The following is a 19,750-nucleotide window of genomic DNA, read 5'->3' as shown; positions in this document are numbered from 1 at the left end:
GATTTGTGTATTTGCTTGACGATGCCCCCGCTTGCTCACATCACCGTCGCGAGGAACCGCCCTTTCTCGTAGCACAGCCGCCCGTCGACGTACACCTCGCCGTCACGCAGATCGGTCACCATGTCCCAATGGATTTCCGACCGGTTCGTGCCGCCGGTGTGCGGATAGGACTGGCCGACCGCCAAATGCATGGTCCCGCCGATTTTCTCGTCGAACAGCGTGTTCGCGGTGAACCTGTCGACAGCCTCGTTGAGCCCGAACGCGACCTCTCCGACGTAGCGCGCACCGTCGTCGGTATCGAGCATCGTCTGGAGAAACTCCATGCCGGCACCGGCCGAGGCTTCGACGACACGGCCGTTTTCGAAGCGCAGGGTCACATCGTCCACCCGCGCGCCGCGGTAAACGGCGGGATAGCTGAACCGGATGGTGCCGCGCACCGAATCCTCGATCGGGCCGGTGAACACTTCGCCGTCGGGGAAGTTGTACTGGCCGCTGCCGTTGATCCACGTCCGGCCCGCCACCCGGTACTCCAGGTCGACACCCGGCGCCACGATGTGGACGGTGTCGTGCTTGCCGAGGAAGTCGACGATCCGCTGCTGGGCGTCGTGCAGGTCCTTCCAGGCCGCGATCGGGTCCTCCCTGTCGAGCAGGCCCGCCCGGAAGACGAAGTCCTGGTACTCGTCCAGGGGCATGCCGGCCCGTGCCGCACCTGACTCGGTCGGCACCACCGTACGGCACCAGCGAAGCTCACCTTTCGCGATCCGCGCGATGCACTGTCTCATCAGCGATGCCTGCGCGGCGCGAAGAATTGCCGCCCGCGCCGTCGCGGTGGCGCCGGTTGGCACGTCGGCGTCGGCCGATATCACCAGCCACACGTCAACGCCCTCGATTTCGCGCTGGTCCAGCGCGGTGAGCCGGCGAACCTGCTCGTCGGTGCCTTCCTCGACCGCGATCCGCTCGATACCGTCCAGACCGGCTCGCACCGTCGGATGCGCTCCCGCCCGGATCACCTCGCGATAGACCTCACGCACCAGCGGCGCCGCCGATGCCGGTGCGTGAATCAGGACCCGGTCCCCGTTTTGCGTCGTGAGCGAGTGATGGACCAACACCCTCGCGAGTCGACGCAGACGCGGGTCAGCCATGCTGTTCCGCCTTCCGATCACGACGGGCTTTACCACCCACTCGCCACATTAGCCAGAGACCACGCCCTGACCCTTCTTCCGCCTTGCGCATTTCCATCTTGCGCATTTCCGCGTCGACCGCGACCGATCCCGCCGCGCGGGAAGGTGACGACTCAGGCGCCGGCGCCGCCGTCGACGGGCACGATCGCGCCGGTCACCATCGACGACCTGTCGCTGAGCAGCCAGGCGGCCGCCTCGGCGACCTCGCGCGGCTCGGCCATCCGGCCCATCGGGATCGCGGCCGTCAGTTGCTTGACGATGCCGGGGGTCGCGGCCTCCCAGGCGTCCATCATCTCGGTGGCGGTGCCGCCGGCGGTGATGCCGTTGACCCGCACGCCGTGCGGGGCCCAGGTCACCGCGGCGGTCTCGGTGATGCTGTTGAGCGCGCGCTTCATGGCGCCGTACGCGGGCAGGGCGGTGTTCGCGCGGCGGCTGCCGATGCTGGAGGTGTTGACGATCGCCCCGCCGCCGGTGCGGCGCATGAGCGCGGCCTCGGCCGTCATGGCGGTCCAGTGGGCGCGGAAGTTCACGGCGAACTGCTCGTCGATGTCCTCGTCGCTGGTGGCATCGAGCGGGCCGGGCTGGCTCTGGCCCGTCGCGCCGTTGTTGAAGGCGCCGTCGAGCCGGCCGTGCAGCTGCTCGACCCGGTCGACGGCGGCGCGGATGCTCGCGCTGTCGGCGAGGTCCATCGTGACCGCGTCGGCGACGCCGCCTTCGGCGCGGACCTCGGCCACGACGCGGTTCAAGGCGTCGGTACCGCGGGCGGCGAGCACGACGGCGGCGCCTTCGCGGGCGAAGAGCCGTGCTGCCGCGGCGCCGATGCCGCGGCTGGCGCCGGTGATGAATACGACCTTGCCGGCCAGCAGGCCGGCGGGGGTGGCGTCGAAACGGTTTGTCATGCCGAAAAGCGTCGCCGGGCCCGGGATGCGGATGCAGGCACAGTCGGTACCAGGATCCGCCGTCGTGGAAGGCGCAGACTGGGGCGTATGGACAAGCAAGAGCTCGGGAGGTTTCTGCGCAGCCGGCGCGAGCGGCTCCGCCCGCAGGACGTCGGCCTCCCGTCGGGTCCGCGGCGGCGGACGCCGGGCCTTCGGCGTGAAGAGATCGCGGTCCTCGCGCACATCTCGACCGAGTACTACGTCCGCCTCGAACAGGGCAGGGCGCCGCGCCCGTCCGGTGAGGTGCTCGCCGGCATCGCCACCGCGCTGCGACTGACCGACGCGGAGAGCGACCACCTGCACGTGCTGGCCGGCACCGCGCCCATCCGGACCGGCCTGCACCGGCGCGACGTGCGCCCGAGCATCCTCGCGCTGCTGGAGCGCCTCCCTTTGACCGCCGCGTTCGTCACGTCGGCGGCCTTCGAGGTGCTGGCGTGGAACGACCTCGCGGCGGCGCTCATGGAAGACTTCGGCCGGCTCGCCCCGGCCGACCGCAACCTCGCCCGCCGCGCGTTCCTCGGGCCGCCGCCGTTGTTCGCGATCTCCGACACCGCCCAGTTCCGCCACCACGTCGTCATGGAGCTGCGCGCGACCCTCGCCCGGTACCCGTCGGACCCCGCCGTGACCGGCCTCGTCCAGGAGCTGCGCGACGGCAGCGCCGAGTTCGCCCGGCTCTGGGAGCGGCACGACGTGCAGCCGCTCCCGGTGCTCACAAAGACGTTCCACCATCCAGCCGTCGGACCGATCACCGTCGACTGCGACGGCCTCGCCCTCGTCGACCGCGACCAGCACCTCGTGCTCTACACCGCGCCGCCCGGATCACGTGACGCCGAGGCGCTCGCGCTGCTGAACGTGCTGGGAACCGAAAGCATCGACGCGCTATGAGGCGTAGATCGAGTACTTCGCGGTCCAGCGGGTGGACGTACCGAACGACGACGGCCACGTGCCGAACGGGCGCGGCTGGCTCCAGGCGCCCTGGTTGGCGCTGCCGGCGTCGAAGCTCATGTTGTTGTCGCCGTTGGTGTTGTACATGAGCCAGTACGCCGTGTTCGGCGCCAGCGTCGCGGTGACCGGCCGGCTGTTCCACGAGTTCGCCGTGAGCGTGCCCGACGTGCTCGACGCCACGAGCGTGCCCGGCGAGCCGTTCACGTCGGTGTAGATCGCCACCTGGTACTGGTTGGCCGGCGCGGCCTGCACGCCCCTGAGGTAGACGGAGATCTGGCTGACGGTGAGCGCGGTGGCGCCGTTGACGAACCGCGAGCCGTTCATGTAGTTCATGTCGCCGGAGTCCAGCGAGGCACCCACCTGGTCGTACCCGAACCGCGGTGCGGTGGTCGCGGCCGTGGTGAACGAGAACTGGTGGTTGGCCGCGAGCGCGTTGCCCGCCGCGTCGGTCACGCCCGTCCGGACGGTCACCGTGTACTGGGTCGAGGCGGCCAGCGCCGCGGACGGCGTGATCGTCGCGGCCTCGCTGGCCGCGTCATAGGTGACGGTCCGGTTGACCAGGGTGCCGCCCGGGCCGCGCAGCTCCAGGTTCGCGGGCGTGATGGTGCCCGCCGCCATGCCCTCGCTGAACCGCACGGTGATCGGCGCGTTCACCGCCACTCCGGTGGCGCCGCCGGCCGGGGTCGTGGAGCTCACCGTCGGCGCGCCGGTGTCCGCGCCGGCCGTCGCGTAGATGGAGAACTTCGCGTTCCACCGGCTGGACGCGCCGAACGTCGCCGGCCAGGTGCCGAACAGCGTGGATCCGCTCCACGCGCCCTGGTTGGCGCTGCCGGCGTCGAAGCTCATGTTGTTGTCGCCGTTGGTGTTGTACATGAGCCAGTACGGCGTGTTGGCGGCCAGCGTCGCGGTGACCGGCCGGGTGTTCCACGAGTTGGCCACAAGCGTGCCCGACGTGCTGGTGGCCACCCGCGCGCCGGGCGAGCCGTTCGAGTCGGCGTAGATGGCGAGCTGGTACTGGTTGTTCGGCGCCGCCTGCACGGTCTTCAGGTACACCGACATGGACGTGACCGCCGCCGGTTCGGAGCCGGTGACGAACCGCGAGCCGTTCATGTGGTTCATGTCGCCGCTGTCGAGCGACGCGCCGACCTGGGTGTAGCCGATCCGCTGGGAAGTCGGAGCCGCCGTGTAGGTCGCGGTGTAGGTCGCCGCCGCGGCGGGCGCGGTGATGACGTGGGTCTGCGCCCCGCCGTCGGACCACGACGCGAACACCGAGGAGCCCTGCGGCGACGGCGCGGACACCGAGTTGGTCGAGCCCTGGATCACGGTACGGGAGAACGGTGTGGTGCCCGACGACGAGCCGACGGTGAGCTGGAGTCCGGACGGCACGGTGGCGAACGTCAGGTTGACCGTCTTCGGGTCCAGCCGCCGCGTCACGGCGTGCGAGAGGCCGTCCTGGTCGGTGGCGCGGAGCTTGAGCTCCAAATAGGACGGATACTCGTGGTCCGGTGCCTCGAACGACCCGGACGCCACGCCGGTCCAGCTGCGCACGTTGTGCTCGTGGCAGTTGTCCGGCGTGGAGCAGTGGTGCATCACCAGGTCCCAGTCGAGGCGGGACGCGGGAATCGTGCCCTGCTGCGGGTCGGTGGCGTGTCCGGAGAAGGCGATCGTGTCGCCGACGGCCCAGGTCGTGCTCGCGGCCGGCGTGTCGATCACCGCCGTCGGCGCCTCGTTGCCCGGCGTGATGGTGATCGTGCTGGTGCCCGTCGCGTTCAACGTGTCGGTCACCGTCAGCCGCGCCGTGTACGAGCCCGCCGTGTTGTAGGTGAACGTCGCCGTCGGCGAGGTGGAGTCGGTCACCCCGTCGTTTGTGAAGTCCCACGCGTACCGCAGGCGTCCCTCGTCGGCCGGGTCGGGGTCGGTGGAGCCGGTGCCGTTGAACGTCACCGTCAGCGGCGCCGGACCCTGCGTCGACGACGCCTCGACGACCGCGCTCGGCGGCTGGTTGCCCGGGAAGTAGCGCACCCGGCGGACCGTGCCGCCGCCGAGGTCGGCGTAGTACAGCTCGCCGCCGGGGCCGACCTCCAGGTCGACCGGGCTGGCGGCGTCGGACACGAACGTCTGCAGGTTGGCCGCGTCGGGCAGGCCGCCCGGCGTGGACGGCAGCGACGCCCAGATGCACCGGCGCGAGTAGTCGGCGAAGAAGACCGCGCCGTTGTACGCGGCCGGGTAGGGGCCGCCGGCGGTCGGGTAGAACGCCACGCCGGTCGACGAGGAGCCACCGGTCGGGCAGGCCTCGCCCGCGACGAGCCTGCTGGCGTGGTTCCAGGCCACGAACGGCGGGGCGTGCGTGCCCGCCGGCGCGGTGTAGAGGGTCTCGCAGATCGGCAGGTTGGCGCTGTCGTACCCGGACTGCCGGGCATTGCCCTCCCAGCACGGCCAGCCGAAGTTGGTCACGCCGGCGGTCGGGTTGACCACCCGGTTGACCTCCTCCCAGGTGTTCCATCCGGTGTCGGAGATCCACGCCTCGTTGGTGCCCGGCCGCATGGTGATCCGGAAGGGGTTGCGCAGGCCGTTGGCGACGATCCGCCGGGTGTCCAGGTCGGCCGAGCCGATGTTCGGGTTGCCGGCCGCGGCCGCGCCGGTGGCTGGGTCGAGCCGCAGCAGCGTACCGTCCAGCTGGGTCTCGTCGCCCGCGGTGCGGATGTCCTGCGATCGCAGCGCCCCGCCCTCGTTGGCCGGGTCCGTGCACGGGTTGGTCGGCGCCCCGGCGGGCAGCTGGCCGTAGTCGACCGCGCTGAAGCTCGCGCCGTCGCCGGCGGCCACGTAGAGCATCCCGTCCGCGCCGAAGGCGATGTCACCGATGGAGTGGCTCGGAAACTGCTGGCACCAGTCGTGCAGCAGCACCTGCTCGCTGCCGGTCATCGTGTTGCCGCTGGCCTGCAGGCGGGAGAGCCGGCCGGTGACCACGCAGCGCCCGTCGTTGGCGTTGGCGCACACGTCGTTCCAGACCGGGGCGGTCTGACCGGGCGGCGCGTCGTAGGTGTACAGCACGTACACGTACGGGCTGGCCGGGAAGTTGGGCGCCAGCGCCAGTCCGAGCAGGCCCCGGTCCCACTGGTTGTGCACGTTCGCGGACAGGTCGGCGAACACCGTCGCGGTGGTGTCGGCGAGGTCGTCGAAGACCTTGATCCGGCCGCCCTTCTCGGCGACGAAGACCCGCCCGTCCGGCGCGAACTCCAGATCGGTCGGCGAGCTGAGGCCGCTGAAGACGACCTGCTCCTGGAACCCGCTCGGCAGCGCGACCGCGGACGCGGACTGCGGACCGACGAACGACGAAGCCGCGAACACCGTCGCCAACGCGACGAACCCACCCAGCGCACGCCGAATCACGGGCATTCCCCTCCCCAATCGCGGAACCCCAAGTCATGCGTTTCGAGCGGGACGGACGCCCCTCACGGCAGCAAGATCGGCGAATCGTAACGGGACGCGGAATCGCCAAGTGTCGGCTGTCCGACTCCACCGCCGGCCGATCGGCCAAACCTGTCCGTCGGTCCGGACGATGCACGTCGATCGGCGGCCTCGGCCGCCCGTACGCGGGGTGGCGCCCTCAACGCGAAGGTGTTTGCATGCCCCGGTGAGGTGCGCTGCGCTCGGCCGTTCGTGTGCTCGCTGGCGGTGGCCGGTGCTCGGCGCGTGGCTCGTCCTGATCGCCGCCGGGCTGGTCCTGGGAGGCCAGGTCTTCGACCGGCTCACCACGAGCGGCAGCCTGCGGCCGGACGCCGAGTCGCAGCTCGCGGAGCGGCGGGTCGACCAGTTGCTGCCCGAGGGCCCGCTGGTCCTCGCCGTCGTCGGCGGGCGGGACGTGTTCGACAAGGCGCTGGTCGACGACATCACGGCGGTCACAAGCGAGATCCGCGAGATGGATGGTGTCGCTGAGGTCGACGACCTGTACGGCGCAGCGGGCGGGCGGATCGGCGCCGACAACCGCAGTTCGCTGATCCGGGTCGAGCTGGAGCGGGGCCTGCCGGACGAGCGCCGGGAGCAGGTGGAGGACGCGGTCGCCGGCGCGCTGCATCGCATCGACGCGCCCGAAGTGTTGGTCGGCGGCGAAAAGCTCGCGGAGCGCGCGTTCGCCGAACAGGCCATCGCGGACGCGGCCTTCGGCGAGTCGGTCGCGATCGCCGTCCTGCTTGTCGTGCTGGTGCTGACCCTCGGCGGCTTCGTGGCCGGCGCGATCCCGCTCGCGGCCGCGCTCGCCACGGTGTCGGTGACGCTGCTCGGCCTGTTCGGGCTGACCACGCTCACCGGCGTCAGCGAGTTCACCGTCAACGTGGTCACCCTGCTCGGCATCGGGCTCGCCGTCGACTACGCGCTGCTGGTGATCGCCCGCTTCCGGGACGAGCGCGAGGCCGACCCCGACGCCCCGATCGCGGAGCTGGTCGCCCGCACCGCCGCGACCGCCGGCCGTACCGTGCTGATCTGCGGCCTCGCCGTCGCCACCGCGATGCTCGGCCTGTACGCGTTCGCCGAACCGCTGCTCGGCGCGATGGCGCTGGGCGGCGCGGTCGCGGTGCTGCTGGCCACCCTGGCCGGCCTGACCGCCGTGCCCGCGCTCATCGCCGTGACGCACCGCCGCATCCCCGGCCCCCACGACGCCACCCGGGTGATCGCGCTGCGCCGCGCGGTCGCGGCCAGGCTGCGCCGCCACGGTGGGCCCGGGCCTGGGTTCCGACCCGGCCTGCTCGCGCGGCTCGCGGCGTTCGCGCAGGGCCGGCCGGGGCCCGTCGCGCTCGCCGTCGCGGCCGGCCTTCTCGCGCTGTCGCTGCCGTTCGTCTTCGCGGTCAACCTGGAAAACTCCGACGCCCGCGCGCTGCCCGCCTCGGCCGAGGCCCGCAGGCTGCACGAGGTGGTACAGCGCGACTTCAGCGGCGGCCAGGCAGATCCGATCGTCGTGGTGGTCGACGCCGACCCGGCCGGTGCCCCGGTCCGCGACTTCATGAACGCGCTCCTCACGCTCGACGGCGTGCTGCGGATCGAGCCGCGCCCCGACATCACCGCGCCGGCCGCCGTCATCGACGTGACGCCGGAGGGCGAGACCGCCGGCCCGACCTCCCGCGACGTCGTACGCGCGGTCCGGGCGATGAACCCGCCGTTTCCGGTGCTCGTCGGCGGCGGCGCCGCGGAGCTTGTCGACTACCGCGACTCGGTGGCCGACCGGTTTCCCATCGCGCTGCTGGTCATCCTGCTGTCCACGACGGTGCTGCTGTTCGTGCTGACCGGCTCGCTGGTGCTGCCGCTCAAGGCGCTGCTGATGAACGCGCTCACCCTGCTCGCCACGCTCGGCGTGCTGGTGGTCGTGTTCCAGTGGGGCGTCGGCGACGCGTTGCTCGGCTTCGACTCGTGGGGCGCGATCGACCTCACCACACCCGTCCTGCTGTTCGTGTTCGTGTTCGGGCTCTCGATGGACTACGAGGTGTTCCTGCTCGCCCGGATCAAAGAGGAGTGGGACGGGCGCACCCGCCGCCGCACGCCACGGCGCACGCCGGCCAACGACCACGCCGTCCGCGCCGGCATCGAAAAGTCAGGGCCGGTGGTCACCGCCGCCGCGCTGTGCATCGGCGTGGTGTTCCTCGGCTTCCTGCTCGGCGACCTCGTCGCGGTCAAGGAGATCGGCTTCGCGATGGCGGTCGCGCTGCTGCTGGACGTCACGGTCGTCCGCGGCCTGCTCCTGCCGGCGCTGATGAACCTGCTCGGCGAGTGGAACTGGTGGGCGCCCGCGCCGCTGCGCCGGCTGCACGAGCGCTGGTTTGCCCCGCCAGCCCGCAGCCCGGAGCCGGTGGCCGCGCCGATCCCGGCCGCCCGGGCGCCGGTCTAGTCGAACACCTCGAACCGCTCCACGAGTACTCCCGACTCGCCGGACAGGACAGCGGCCTGCAGCTCGAGCAGCGGTATCGCGTCGTTTCCGTCGCCGTCCTGTTGGACGAACGGCCGGCCCACGTACGGGTTTTTGCTCCGGCCGGTGAGGTCGGGGTGGTAACGCCACTGTGCGTAGCGATGGCGGCAGGCGACCTCGCCGAGGTACCAGATCGCACCCTGCACGAAGTCTGCGTGGGCCGGATCGTGCAGGGCCTGCTTGGTGGGAGTCCGGTGCCGGACGACCTGCTCGAGTGCCAGCAACGACTCCGGGCTGAAGTCGAGGTCGGCGGCGCGGCCGGTGGCGGCGGACCACTCGGGAAACCCTTGCTCACGCGCCGTCAGCCAGTGTGTGAGCCACGCATCGATCGGTGCGGCGTCCTGCATGGCGGTCACCGTAGCAGCGGCGATGAGGGGCGCCCACTGTGGACTACCAGTCCATCCACCCGTCCAGCGGCGGCTTGCGCATGTACGGCGGCTCGTCGAAGTCGATAGCGGTCAGCCACTGCGCGCCCGGCATCACCCGGTAGCGCTGGCTGGTCAGCTCCTGGACGACCGTCGGCATGTGCGCCGCCCCGAAGACGACGGCCACCTCCATGTCCTCGGCGGCGAACTCGCCGTCGATCTCCCGCATCACGTCCAGCAGCAGGCCTTCCCGCTTGCGGTCGTCCTCGCCCTTGCGAAACTCGGTGTTGTCGTAGATGTCGAGCGGGATGCTGCCGAGCCAGTCGCCGTCGCCCGTCAGCGCCATGTGCAGCGCGAGGATCGGCGTCATCACGGTCGCCGTCAGCCGCTCCTCGCGCGACATCCGGCGGTCCGGGTCGGCTTCCGGCGCCAGGTACTCGTCGGGAAAGATGATTGGCACGCCGAGGGCGCCGTAGTCGATGTCCTGCGGCACCAGGTCACGACTGGCTCGCTGGCGGGCAAGGCGCATCGCGTTGGCGTACGCCATCCCGGTCGAGCTGGGCCCGTCCCAGATCTCGGCGATGACGGCCTGGCAGGAGCGCAGCCGCTGCCAGATCGCCCAGTAGTAGTCGGCGTGCCCCATGTGGATGGTCGGGATGATCACCCAGCGCAGCCCACCGGCGGGCCGCCGAAACACCGTGACCGAGGTCCGAAACCCCATGACGCTCATCTCGGTCAGCTGCATGCCCACAGCGTAGGAAGCCGCCACCATCCCCCGCGGCGGCCGCGATTCAGCGCAGCAGGCGGGCGAAGGCGCGCAGCTCGTCGGTGAAGATGGCGGGTTGCTCGAATGCGGCGAAGTGCCCGCCACGGTCCGCTTTGTTGTAGTAGATCAGCTGGGACTTGTAGACGCGTTCGGCCCAGACGCGCGGCGTGGGGATGATTTCGCCAGGGAAGGTGGTGAACCCGACCGGTACCCGGAAGTCGTTGGGCGTGGCGGCGGTGCGCGCGTCCTCCCAGTAGATGCGGGCGGAGGAGGCGCCGGTGCCGGGCAGCCAGTACAGCATGATGTCGTCGAGGATCCGGTCGACGCCGAGCAGCTGCTCGGGGTCGCCGTCGCTGTCTGTCCACTCCAGAAACTTCTCGAAGATCCAGGCGGCCTGCCCGGCCGGCGAGTCCGCGAGCGCGTACCCGATGGTCTGGGGTCGGGTCGACTGCTGGTAGATGAACCCGGCGCCGTCGTCGAAGAACCGCCGCAGCTGGTCCAGCGACGCCTGTTCCTCCGGGGTTGGCGGGTCGCCGGCCGGCGGTTGGAATATCGGGAAGAAGTTGAGGTGGACCCCGGCGAGGCCGGCAGGCCCGAGCTTGGCCAGCTCGTGCGTCACCACGCTGCCGAAGTCGCCGCCCTGTGCCAGCCACCGGCGGTAGCCGAGGCGGGCCATCAGCTGGCCCCACGCGTTGGCGATGCGGGGCACGTTCCAGCCGGTCGCGGCCGGCCGGTCGGAGAAGCCGAAGCCCGGCAGCGACGGCACCACGACGTGGAAGGCGTCCGCCGCACTGCCACCGGACGCGGTGGGATCGGTCAACGCCCCGATCACGTCGAGAAACTCCACCACCGAGCCGGGCCAGCCGTGGGTGAGGACCACCGGCATCGCGTTCGGGTGCCGCGACCGCACGTGCAGGAAGTGGATACCCAACCCGTCGATCCGGGTACGGAACTGGCCGAACCCGTTGAGCCGAGCCTCGACCCGGCGCCAGTCGTACCGGGAGCGCCAGTGCTCGACCAGCGCGCGTACCCGCTGCAGCGGCGCGCCCTGCGACCCGTCCGCGACGGTCTCCCGCTCCGGAAAGCGGGTCGCGGCCAGGCGGCGCCGCAGGTCGCGGAGGGCGTCGTCGGAGACCGCGAGCCGCAGCGGGGTTACCTCCGTCGTGGCCGGCGGCAGCGCCACGCCGGGTTCGGCGGAGGCGGGCGAGGCCCAGGCGAGCGGCACCGCGGCGGCGCCCGCGGCGGCGATGAGACTACGACGGCTGGTTCCGGTCCGCACGATTCCTCCCGAGGGTCGGCCGTTCATGCGGTACCACCGTGGCAAGCCCGCGGCGGGCAGCCAACGATTCGACGGTGGTGGAATCCGGCTCAGTCGTTGGCGGCTTGGTCGGTGCCGGCTTGGTCGTTGGCGGCTTGGTCGGTGCCGGCTCCGTCGCTGGCGGCTCAGTCGCTGGCGGCGACGAGTTCGTCGGCGAGGTGGGTGCGCCGGTACAGCACCCGCCGCCCGGAACGCCATGACGTCACAAGGCCGCTGCGCCGCAGCACCGACAGGTGGAAGCTCACCGAGGGCGGGCTCTGCCCCAGCTCGCCGGCGAGCTCGGTGGTCGACTTCGGCAGCGCCAGGCAGTCAAGGATCGCCGCGCGGCTCTGCCCCAGCAGCGCACCCAACGCCCCGTCGTCGCAGCCGGCGTTGTCGGCGTCGCGTCCCCACAGCCGGCCGACCCCGCGACAGGCGTACACGAGCGTCGCGGCCCGGCCGGGCGCCTTGTCCACCATCAGTCGCGGCCAGGCGAACACCGACGGCACCAGCCTCAGCCCGTCGCCGGCAAGGTCGTGGTCCACCGTGTGCCGCGGCTTGTCGATCCGCAGCACGTCACCGCGCACGCTGACCTCCGGATGCAGGTCGGACAGCAGCGCGTCGACACCGCCGGTGGTCAGCTGCGCCGCGCGGTAGGCGAGGTCGTCTTCCAGCACGGCGCGCAGCCTCGGCCAGTGCGGCTCGATCGCCACCGTCCAGTAGCGCCGCAACACCTCCGCCAGCCGGCGCGCACCGGCGGAGCCCTCCGCGATCAGCTCCCGGGCCGGTCCCGGCAGCGGCTCGCGCCCCCACACCGCCTCCACGTCCGCGCGGATCGCCGCCACGTCGGCCTCGGCCACCAGGCGCAGCTGCTCGTCGATGCCGCCGGGGTGGCTGGCCGCCGCGAACAGGAAGTCGGCCACGAACGCGCCGGCCGGCAACACGGCGCGCAGCAGCGGCATGTCGACGCCGCCCAGGCCGCCGCGCGTCGCCTCCCACCAGGGCCGGTGCAGCGCGGCGACCCGCGGCGACGACAGCTGGTACAGGCTTTGCACCACCTCGGCCAGCGGCGAGTACCCGAACCGCGTTCGGGCCACGTCGGCCACGCCCATCCGCAGCTGGATCACGCCGCGATCCTAAGGGGCGACCAGGCCGGTGCGGTACGCGACGACGACCGCCTGGACGCGGTCGCGCAGGCCGAGCTTGGCCAGGATCCGGGCGACGTGTGTCTTCACGGTCGCCTCGGACAGGTGCAGGCGGCCGGCGAGCTCGGCGTTGCTCAGGCCCTCGGCCAGCAGGCCGAGCACCTCCAGCTCGCGCGGGGTCAGCGCGGCCAGGTCCCGGTGGATGGTCGGCGGTTCGGGGTCCTGCTGGGCAAACCGTTGCACCAGGCGGCGGGTGATCGCCGGCGCCAGCAGCGCGTCGCCGTTGCGGACCAGCCGGACCGCGCCCACGAGCTGCTCCGGAGTGACGTCCTTGAGCAGGAAGCCGCTGGCCCCGGCACTCAGCGCCGCGTACACGTACTGGTCGAGGTCGAAGGTCGTGAGCATGATGATGCGGGGTGCCTCGCCGGCGCCGGTCAGGATCTGTCGGGTGGCCGCGAGGCCGTCCATCTGGGGCATCCGGATGTCCATCAGCACCACGTCGGGCCGGTGCCGCTGCACGGCGTCCACGGCCTCGAGCCCGGTCGTCGCCTCGGCGACCACCTCGATACCGTCGGCGGTCAAGATCATCCGGAACCCGGCCCGGACCAGCGCCTGGTCGTCGGCGACCACCACCCGCAGCGCCGCGGTCACGCTGTGCCCACCTCCACCGGAATCCGAGCCTGGACACGGTACCCACCGGTCAGCCGCGGGCCCGCCTGCAGAGTGCCACCGTAGACCGACAGCCGCTCCCGCAGCCCGATCAGCCCCCGCCCGGTGCCGGTACCGGCGGTCGCGCCCGGCCGGCCGCCGGTGTCGGTGACCTCGACCCGCACGTGGTCCGCGGCGTACTCGACGAGCACGCGCACGGACGCGCCGGCCGCGTGTTTCACGGTGTTCGTCAGCGCCTCCTGCACCAGCCGGTACACGGTCAGCTCGACGCCGGACGGCAGCGGCGCGCGCTGCCCGCGCATTTCGAAGTCGACCGCGACCCCGGAGTCGCGCATCCGCACCACCAGCGCGTCCAGCCCGTCGAGCGTCGGCTGCGGCGCCAGGTCGGCCTCGCCCCGCCGGCCGGCGTCGCCGTCCATCGTCAGCAGCCCCATCACCTGCCGCAGCTCCGTCATCGCCGCCCGGCCGCTGGCCTCGACCGCGAGCAGCGCCGCCCGCGCCTCCTCGGGGGTGGCCTCCATGACCTTCCGGGCGGCGCCGGCCTGGATCACCATCACGCTGACGTTGTGGGTCACCACGTCGTGCAGCTCCCGCGCGATCCGGGCACGCTCCAGCTCGGTCGCCCGGCGCAGCGCCTCGATCTGCTCGTGTTCCATCGCCGACATCCGCGCCCGGCCGTCGTCCGCGTGCTGTTTCCACCGCCGCAGGCCCTCGGCCGCCACCGCGATCGGCAGCAGGATCAGGAACGGCACGGCGCTGCCCGACACCGAGCTGGCATCCGACTGCAGCCCGGCGTGCATGACCGCCGCCAGCGGCAGGCTGGCCAGGGCCGGCACCTTGTACGGGCTGAAGACGGCCGCACTGTAGCCGGCGATCACACAGGCGAAGAACGACAACCGCAGCGCGGCCGGGTTGTCGCTGACGATCACGGCCATCGCCAGCAAGGACCAGAGCACACCGAGGGGTACCGGCGGCGCAGCACCAGCGGCAACGCGACCAACAGCAGCAGCACCGCCGTCCAGCCACTCCCGTCGTCTTCGACCGGCAGGAACGGCGGCCACACCGGCTCGGCACGCTCCGGCAGCAGGCGCATGCGCTCCGCCGACTGGATCTCCATGTGGGTGATCGACCGCCGGTCGCCGGATCCGGTGTCGCCCGCCTGGATCGCGAGCAGACCCAGCCCCAGCGCCAGGAGCACGTCGAACGCCTGCCCCGCCGCGACAACGGCGGCAGCGGGCCGACCGGACGCGTCAGCGACCGGATGCCAGCCCGCAGCCGCATGGCCACCGCACGCCCCGTCATCTGCTCATTCTCTCCACCGGGCCGGCCCGGCGGCATCCGCTGCGCGAGCGGCGGCCGTACATCGCACGCCTACATCGCAAGGATGACGCCACGACCGCTCATCCCGATGGGGTACCGAATATGCCTCCCGCTGGCGATGTGCGCGATTCGTCCCCGGCCATAGCGTCAGCGCCGCCGAACCACGAGCGAGTGAGGAGACGGGGAGATGACCGCACCGCTGATCGAACTGCACGAGGTGACACGCAAGTACGACGAAGGACCGCCGGCACTCCGTGAGGTGTCGTTGAGCGTCGCGCCCGGCGAGGCTGTGGCGGTCCTCGGCCCGTCCGGCAGCGGCAAGTCGACGCTGCTCAACCTGGTGGCCGGGCTGGACCGGCCGAGCACCGGCACGGTCACCGTCGACGGGATCCGGGTCGACAAGCTCGGCGAGGCGGCCTCGGCCCGGTACCGCAGCACCCGCATCGGGCTGGTGTTCCAGTTCTTCAACCTGCTCGACGACCTGACCGTCGCCGACAACGTCATGCTCCCGGCGCAGCTGGCCGGGACGAGCCGCGGCACCGCCCACCGCATGGCCACCGAGCTGCTCGGCCGGCTCGGCGTCGGCCGGCACGCCTCCGCGTACCCGGGAAGGCTCTCCGGCGGTGAACGGCAGCGGGTCGCGGTCGCCCGCGCACTGATGAACCGGCCGGCGCTGCTGCTGGCCGACGAGCCGACCGGCGCCCTGGACACCGCCTCCGGCGAGGATGTCATGCGGCTGCTGTCCGAGCTGCACGCCGACGGCCAGACCATCATCCTGGTCACCCACGACCTGGTGCTCGCCGAAAGATGCGCCACCCGGACCGTCCAGCTGCTCGACGGGCGGATCGCCGCCGACTCCGCGATGGAGCCGGTCCGATGAGTGCGCTGACGCGGGTGGTCCGGTCCGGGGTGGGCCGGCGGCGGGTCCAGACGGTCGTGATCGGCCTGGTCGTGATGATCGCGGTGACCTCGGCCGTCCTGGGCGGTTCGCTGATGGTGGCCTCGCACGGGCCCTTCGACCGGGCGTTCAAGCAGCAACGGGGTGCGCACCTCACCGCCCAGTTCAACGCGGATGCGGCCACCGAGGCGCAGCTCGCCGACTCCGCGAGCGCCGCGGGGGTCGCCGCGTCGGCGGGGCCGTTCGCGAGCGCGCAGTTTTCACTGACCAGCCAGGCGGGCAACCGGCTCCCGCCGCTGAACGTCGTCGGGCGGGCCGACCCGGGCGGCACGGTCGACCAGGTCAACCTCATCGAAGGCCGGTGGGCGACCGCCCCCGGGGAGATCGTGCTGGCCACGGGGGGTGGCCTGCGGTTGCCGCCGAAGGCCACCGGCCGGCAGTGGACGGTCACCGAGGCGCCGGGCAGCCCTTCGGTGACCGTCGTCGGGATCGCCCGGTCGGTCAGCCTGACCGCCGACGCCTGGACCACGCCGGCGCAGCTCGCCGCCTGGACCGGACCTGAGGGTCCCCGCACGTACCAGATGCTCTACCGCTTCACCACGGCCGACACGGCCGCGCAGGTACAGACCGGCCGGACCGCCGTGGAGGCGACCCTGCCCGCCGGCGCGGTCGCCAGCGCCCAGTCATGGCTGGACGTCCGCCGCGAGGCGACCGGCGACACCATCCTGCTGGTGCCGTTCCTGATCGCGTTCGGAGTGCTGGGCGTGGTCATGGCGGTGCTGATCATCGGCAACGTGGTGGCGGGCGCCGTCTCGACCGCCACCCGCCGGATCGGCATCCTCAAGGCGCTCGGTTTCACCCCGGCGAAGGTGGTCCGGGCGTACATGAGCCAGGCACTCATCCCGGCCACCGTCGGTGCGGCGCTCGGCGTCGTCGCCGGCAACCTGCTCACCGTGCCGATCCTCGCGCAGACCAACCGCATCTACGGCACGAACGACAGCGGCGTCGAGCCGTGGGTCGACGCGGTGGTGGTCGGCGGCGCGCTCGCCATGGTCGCCGTGACCGCCTTCGCCGCCTCCATCCGGGCCGGCCGGCTGCGCAGCGTCGACGCGCTCGCCGTCGGCCGTACCCCCCGACCCGGCCGCGGCCAGTGGGCGGCCCGGCTGACCGGCCGGTTGCCGATCCCCCGGCCGGTGACGCTCGGCCTCGCCCACCCCTTCGCCCGGCCGGTACGAGCGGTCAGCATCGTCGCCGCGATCGCGTTCGGCGCCGCGGCTGTCACGTTCGCCGTCGGACTCGGTACCTCGCTGAACCGGGTCCAGGAGGTCGAGGACATCGCCGACGTCGAGGTCGGCATGGCGCGCGAGTTCAGGCAAGGTGGACCGCCACCGGGTCCGGAAGGGCCGCAGCCGGGGCCGCGGGGACCGCAGCCGCTCGACGACCCGGCGGCGATCGAGAAGGCGATCGCCGCCCAGACGGGCACCGGTGGGTACATGGGCACGGCGCGCAGCGAGCTCACCGCTGTGGGGGTCACCGGGAGCCTCGACGCGGTCGGCGTCACCGGACCGGATTCGGCCCGCTACTACCGGATGGTCTCCGGCTCGTGGCTGAGCGGGCCGGGACAGATCGTCGTATCGACGCCGTTCCTGACCGCGGCCGGCAAGGAGGTGGGTGACAGCATCGTGCTGACCGTCAACAGCGTCGACCTCACCGTCAAGATCGTGGGCGAGGTGTTCAACACCGACAACGACGGCATGCAGGTGGTCACCGACCTCGCCACGCTTCGCCAGGCCGAGCCGGAGCTGGCACCGATGACGTACTACGTCAGCGTGCGGTCCGGCACCGACACCGGGGCGTATGTCCAGGGCCTGTCGGCGGCGCTGGAGCCGCTCGGCGCGCAGGCCGACCGCATCAGCCACGAGCCCGACGAAATGATCATTATCGTCAACACGCTGACCGGGCTGCTCAGCCTCATGCTGATGGTCGTCGCCGGCCTGGGCGTCATGAACACGGTCGTCCTGGAAACCCGCGAACGCGTCCACGACCTCGGGGTGCACAAGGCGCTCGGGATGGGCCCGCGGCAGGTCACGGCGATGGTCATCGCCTCGGTCGTGGTCACCGGCCTCGTCGGAGGCGCGCTCGGTACGGCGCTCGGCGTGCTCCTGCAACGCACGGTCATCACCGAGATGGCCAGCAGCGTCGGCTTCCGCCTGCCCGACGCGGTCCTCGACGTGTACAGCCCGGTGGCGCTGCTTGTATTCGGCCTCGCCGGACTGCTCATCGCGGTGGTCGGCGCACTGATGCCGGCCGGGTGGGCGGCAAAGACACGGGTCGCGGTGGCGCTGCGCACCGAATGACGAGAAGAGCCCGCCGCTCACGGAAATCGCCCGTGAGCGGCGGGCCGGTGGCTGTCACCCTTGTGGCGCCAACCACGGCCAGGAAGCGTCGCCGCCCGCCTCGACCAGCGGGACGATCCTGAACATGGCGTCGGTGAGGCCACCGAACTCGATCCGGTTCGGCGAGCCGGCATCGAACGCCGCCGGCCGGTAACCGCCCAGGTTGACGCCGTACAGCGGCACCGACCGCGGCACGGCCTGCATGACGCCGCCGGCGTGGTGGCCGGTCATCGTCTGCATGTCCGAGATGACGAACACCCGGTCGTGGCCCGCAAACGTGGCCCGGATCGACTGGGCGACCTGGGTGCCGTGGCCCACCTCGCCGATCCGCTTGCAGAACGCCGCCACCTCCTTGATCACCGACGCGCCCTTGCCGACCCGGTGGCGGAACACACCGTCGGCGAACCCGTGCAGGTCCACGCGCTCCCCCTTCGCCGCCAGCGCGACGCCGAACACGGCGGCCGCCTTCACCGGCGTCATCTTCGAGTGCTTCGAGAAGCCGCCCGAGGACATCGACGCCGAGGTGTCCACCAGCACCAAGGTGCGGCCCGGCATGGCCGGCAGGTGCGACAGGGACGCCTGCAGCGCCTTGTCCAGGGCGTGGCCCCACCGCGGCGACGGCGCCTGCTCGTACGCCGCGAGCCAGCGGAACGGGAACATCCGGGACTTGGCGACCTCGGCCGGGTCGGCGAACCGCGCCGCCACGGTCGCGGCGACCTGGTCGCTGACGCCCGCCTCGTCGAAGTTTCGCAGGTTTCGCGCCAGCGCCATGATGCCCATCGAGGGAATCATCGCCTCCCACGCCGCCTTGTCCATCGGCCCGTCCAGCCACCCGGACAGCGCCTCCCACGTCATGCCGGCTCGGGCCAGCCGCGCGGGGTCGGCCAGGACCGCGCGCCGCTCGCCCACCGGCAGCGCCGCCAGCTCGCCGCGGGTACGCAGCATCGACAGCACCGCGGGAACGTCGTCGGCGCGGTGGTGCCGCCGGTCGAGCGCGTGCCGGAACAGTGCCGACTGGCGCTCGTCCTTCGGCGCCGGCCGGTACAGGTCGATCAGGTCCGCGAACCGGTAGCCTCGCGCGCCGGTGTCGTACTTGAGCAGGCTCCGCTCCGAGTACAGCCGCACGACGGCGTCGCGCAGGCCGTTCTTGACCGGCAGCGGAACGGTGCGGCCGAACCGCGAACGCCAGTACGCCAGGAACTCGCCCGGCTCGTCCGCACGCGCCATGACCGCGGTGACAAGCTGACGGTTGCCGCCGTGCACACCGGCGTCGAGCCGCGCCTTGACGGCCTCCGCGGCAGCCACGATCGGCGCGGACCGCAGGTTGGCGTCCGTGCGCAGCCACCGCAGGAAGGCGGTCAGCCAGTCGACGTCGGCGTACGCCACCTGCCGGACCAGGCCGGCGAACCGGCCGTCCCGCGAACCGGCCTTCTCGTAGAACGTGTCCTCGCCGACGAAGTTGGCGACGGCCAGCAGGAACAGCTCGGACTTCACGTCCCGGGCGAAGCCCGGCGCACCCTCGTACGTGCGCAGGCTCGGCGTCTTCTCGGCGGCCAGCGGGCCGTTGCCCGCAGCAGCGCGCGTCCTGGTGGTGTTGAACTTGGCCATGGAAAACGCCTCTTCCCTTCATGCGTTGGGGAGAGGCGTTTGCACGGGCACGCTGGAGGCCAGCCGAGAACCAGTCGGACGAGGAACGTTAGCGCTCTTCCATTTGAGCTACGTCCCCAGGCTGGTGGGGACGGCGGGACTCGAACCCGCACCCTCTCGATCCAGAGTCGAAGTAGCCCCGTCCTTCACACAGGCTGGCCGCCAGCGTGCCCGTACACACCCCTCCGAGAACCAACCCCGGACGGCAGTCCACAGTGGATGGCATTCGC

15 protein-coding genes are annotated in these 19,750 nt (G+C 71.9%); 4 read left to right on the top strand and 11 right to left on the bottom strand.

Annotated elements, in window-relative coordinates:
* Nucleotides 1–35 precede the first annotated feature (35 nt).
* Both Phou_RS25070 and Phou_RS25065 read right to left on the bottom strand, forming a co-directional pair.
* Entirely contained in the window at nucleotides 36–1,142 is a 1,107-nt protein-coding gene (locus Phou_RS25070; protein WP_173059569.1) for an aminopeptidase, read from the bottom strand.
* A gap of 152 nt (nucleotides 1,143–1,294) precedes the next feature.
* Nucleotides 1,295–2,080: an SDR family NAD(P)-dependent oxidoreductase gene (locus tag Phou_RS25065; protein WP_173059566.1), complete on the bottom strand. Its 786-nt coding sequence runs from the start codon at nucleotides 2,078–2,080 to the stop codon at nucleotides 1,295–1,297.
* Nucleotides 2,081–2,167: 87 nt separating this feature from the next.
* On the opposite strand from Phou_RS25065, the gene Phou_RS25060 reads away from it, so the two are divergent.
* A complete protein-coding gene (locus tag Phou_RS25060; RefSeq protein ID WP_173059563.1) occupies nucleotides 2,168–3,004 on the top strand; it encodes a helix-turn-helix transcriptional regulator in 837 nt (278 codons plus the stop codon).
* Here Phou_RS25060 and Phou_RS25055 read toward each other — a convergent pair.
* A complete protein-coding gene (locus tag Phou_RS25055) occupies nucleotides 2,999–6,460 on the bottom strand; it encodes a PQQ-dependent sugar dehydrogenase (RefSeq protein WP_173059560.1) in 3,462 nt (1,153 codons plus the stop codon). The genes Phou_RS25060 and Phou_RS25055 overlap by 6 nt on opposite strands.
* Before the next feature lie 238 nt (nucleotides 6,461–6,698).
* On the opposite strand from Phou_RS25055, the gene Phou_RS25050 reads away from it, so the two are divergent.
* Nucleotides 6,699–8,939 carry an MMPL family transporter gene (locus Phou_RS25050; RefSeq protein ID WP_246273856.1) on the top strand — a complete coding sequence of 747 codons (2,241 nt, stop codon included), beginning with the start codon at nucleotides 6,699–6,701 and terminating at the stop codon, nucleotides 8,937–8,939.
* Here Phou_RS25050 and Phou_RS25045 read toward each other — a convergent pair.
* From Phou_RS25045 to Phou_RS51265, 7 genes are all read right to left on the bottom strand, one after another.
* Entirely contained in the window at nucleotides 8,936–9,364 is a 429-nt protein-coding gene (locus tag Phou_RS25045) for a hypothetical protein (RefSeq protein ID WP_173059554.1), read from the bottom strand. The two genes, Phou_RS25050 and Phou_RS25045, sit on opposite strands and share 4 nt — an antisense overlap.
* 43 nt (nucleotides 9,365–9,407) lie before the next feature.
* Nucleotides 9,408–10,127, bottom strand: coding sequence for a hypothetical protein (locus Phou_RS25040; RefSeq protein ID WP_173059551.1), 720 nt, complete (start codon nucleotides 10,125–10,127; stop codon nucleotides 9,408–9,410).
* 46 nt (nucleotides 10,128–10,173) lie between these two features.
* Nucleotides 10,174–11,427 (bottom strand): epoxide hydrolase family protein, encoded by a 1,254-nt coding sequence (locus Phou_RS25035; RefSeq protein ID WP_246273855.1) that lies wholly within the window; start codon nucleotides 11,425–11,427, stop codon nucleotides 10,174–10,176.
* 164 nt (nucleotides 11,428–11,591) lie between these two features.
* Nucleotides 11,592–12,572, bottom strand: coding sequence for an ArsR/SmtB family transcription factor (locus Phou_RS25030; RefSeq protein ID WP_173059545.1), 981 nt, complete (start codon nucleotides 12,570–12,572; stop codon nucleotides 11,592–11,594).
* A gap of 9 nt (nucleotides 12,573–12,581) precedes the next feature.
* Nucleotides 12,582–13,178, bottom strand: coding sequence for a response regulator (locus tag Phou_RS25025; RefSeq protein WP_246274069.1), 597 nt, complete (start codon nucleotides 13,176–13,178; stop codon nucleotides 12,582–12,584).
* 59 nt (nucleotides 13,179–13,237) lie between these two features.
* Nucleotides 13,238–14,194: a sensor histidine kinase gene (locus Phou_RS25020; RefSeq protein ID WP_218579357.1), complete on the bottom strand. Its 957-nt coding sequence runs from the start codon at nucleotides 14,192–14,194 to the stop codon at nucleotides 13,238–13,240.
* The gene (locus Phou_RS51265) at nucleotides 14,185–14,457 is read right to left on the bottom strand and encodes a hypothetical protein (protein ID WP_218579191.1); all 273 of its coding nucleotides are present in this window, start codon (nucleotides 14,455–14,457) and stop codon (nucleotides 14,185–14,187) included. Before Phou_RS51265 ends, Phou_RS25020 begins: the two co-directional genes overlap by 10 nt.
* A gap of 309 nt (nucleotides 14,458–14,766) precedes the next feature.
* On the opposite strand from Phou_RS51265, the gene Phou_RS25015 reads away from it, so the two are divergent.
* On the top strand, nucleotides 14,767–15,459 hold the full coding sequence (locus Phou_RS25015) for an ABC transporter ATP-binding protein (RefSeq protein WP_173059539.1): 693 nt from the start codon (nucleotides 14,767–14,769) through the stop codon (nucleotides 15,457–15,459).
* A complete protein-coding gene (locus Phou_RS25010; protein ID WP_173059536.1) occupies nucleotides 15,456–17,834 on the top strand; it encodes an ABC transporter permease in 2,379 nt (792 codons plus the stop codon). The genes Phou_RS25015 and Phou_RS25010 overlap by 4 nt, the downstream gene beginning before the upstream one ends.
* Before the next feature lie 54 nt (nucleotides 17,835–17,888).
* On the opposite strand, the gene Phou_RS25005 is transcribed toward Phou_RS25010, so the two are convergent.
* Entirely contained in the window at nucleotides 17,889–19,481 is a 1,593-nt protein-coding gene (locus Phou_RS25005; protein WP_173059533.1) for a TROVE domain-containing protein, read from the bottom strand.
* Between the last annotated feature and the right edge of the window lie 269 nt (nucleotides 19,482–19,750).

Origin of the sequence: Phytohabitans houttuyneae (assembly GCF_011764425.1) — a bacterium.
Taxonomy (GTDB): domain Bacteria; phylum Actinomycetota; class Actinomycetes; order Mycobacteriales; family Micromonosporaceae; genus Phytohabitans; species Phytohabitans houttuyneae.
The sequence above is the reverse complement of the archived record's forward strand: the minus strand, read 5'-3'. Positions and strand labels throughout refer to the sequence as shown.